3 protein-coding genes are annotated in these 1,484 nt (G+C 63.1%); 2 read left to right on the top strand and 1 reads right to left on the bottom strand.

Annotation, left to right across the window (positions count from 1 at the left end; translation table 11 throughout):
• Together BN1134_RS01580 and rsmS are read left to right on the top strand one after the other, a co-directional pair.
• Positions 1-450: acyl-CoA thioesterase (locus BN1134_RS01580; RefSeq protein WP_084214670.1), on the top strand; the 450-nt coding region annotated here is incomplete at its 5' end.
• A gap of 65 nt (positions 451-515) precedes the next feature.
• Entirely contained in the window at positions 516-671 is a 156-nt protein-coding gene (gene rsmS, locus BN1134_RS19070) for a pleiotropic regulatory protein RsmS (RefSeq protein ID WP_084214669.1), read from the top strand.
• 89 nt (positions 672-760) lie between these two features.
• Here the strand turns inward: rsmS and BN1134_RS01575 are convergent.
• The coding region (locus BN1134_RS01575; protein WP_042044832.1) for an amidohydrolase family protein at positions 761-1,484 on the bottom strand (724 nt) is incomplete at its 5' end.

The following is a 1,484-nucleotide window of genomic DNA, read 5'->3' as shown; positions in this document are numbered from 1 at the left end:
ACCCTGCAATTTCTGGCCGAGCCCTCGGACGTCAATTTTGGCGGCAAGGTGCACGGCGGCATGGTGATGAAGTGGATTGATCAGGCGGGCTATGCCTGCGCCGCCGGCTGGAGCGGTGGCTACGCGGTCACCGTGTACGTGGGGGGGATCCGTTTCATCCGCCCCATCCAGATCGGCGAGCTGGTCGAGGTACACGCCCAGGTGATCCACACCGGCAGCACCAGCATGCACCTGGCCGTCGATGTCTACAGCCGTCACCCGGCCGCCTGCGAGCGCCACAAGACCACCCACTGCATCATCATCTTCGTGGCGATGGACGAGCAGGGCAAACCGCGCCCGGTGCCGAGCTGGCAGCCCGAAACCGACGCCCAGCACCAGCTCGAGCAATATGCCCTGAAGCTGGTGGCCCTGCGCGAGCAGATAGACAGAGAGATGCGCCAGCATCTGTGAAGGCTTGGGCGCGGCACGCGCCCCCGCTATACTGCCGCCCCGTCTCATCTTGTCGAGGAAGTGCCATGTCGTTGGAGCAGGCGCCCAAGGAAGTTCAGCTCGCCGTCGATCTCATCGAGCTGCTCGAAAGCCACCAGATCCCCACCGAGCTGGCGCTCAAGGCGCTGGCCATCGTTCAGCGCGACTACCAGCGCAAGCTGGCTGAGGGAAAACCCAGCTAGGCGCGGCCCTGTGCCAGCCTACCTCTCGCATGCCCCGCATTCAGACATAAAAAAAGGCCCCTTCAGGGGCCTTTTGTCATCCAGATAGCTTACAGGGTGTTCTTGTAGACCTTGCCGTCTTTCATGATCACCTTGAAGTTGGTTGCCGGATCGGCCACCAGGGAGAGCTCCTTGAGCGGATCGCCGTTGACCAGCAACAGGTCGGCCAGGGCGCCGACTTCCACCACACCCAGCTTGCCCGGATAGGGGTTGCGCGGGCCGGAGAGGGCCAGCAGCTCGGCGTTGTCGTGGGTCGCCATCTTCAGCACTTCGGCCGGGGTATACCAAGTGCTCATCTTGGCCAGCATGGTGCCTTGATCGGCAGCGGCCTGGGCGCTGAACAGGGCATCGGTACCAAATGCGGTCTTGATGCCGTACTTCTTGGCCATGGCATAGGCGTGATCGGTGCCCTTGTACATCTCAAGCTGCTTCAGGCGGTTCGCCGAGCCTTCCGGGAAGGGGGATTTGCGATCGTCGGTAAACGGCTGCAGGCTCCACCAGATCTTCTTCTCGGCCATCAGCTTGGCGGTGTCTTCGTCGAGCATCTGACCATGGTCGATACACTTGACGCCGGCCTCGATGGCCTGACGCACGGCCTTCGGGGTGTAGGCGTGCACGGTCACGTAGGTGCCCCAGTTGTCAGCGGCCTCAACGGCAGAGCGGATCTCCGGCACCGAGTACTGGGCCACGTCGATGGGATCGTAGTTGGAAGCCACACCACCGCCGGCCATCACCTTGATCTGAGAGGCGCCGAGCGCCAGCTGCTCGCGGGTG

Source organism: Aeromonas simiae, assembly GCF_000820125.1.
Lineage (GTDB): Bacteria > Pseudomonadota > Gammaproteobacteria > Enterobacterales > Aeromonadaceae > Aeromonas > Aeromonas simiae.
The sequence above is the reverse complement of the archived record's forward strand: the minus strand, read 5'-3'. Positions and strand labels throughout refer to the sequence as shown.

Excerpts from the sequence above, each read along its gene's own strand:
- rsmS (WP_084214669.1), top strand. The coding sequence starts at position 516 with ATGTCGTTGGAGCAGGCGCCCAAGGAAGTTCAGCTCGCCGTCGATCTC.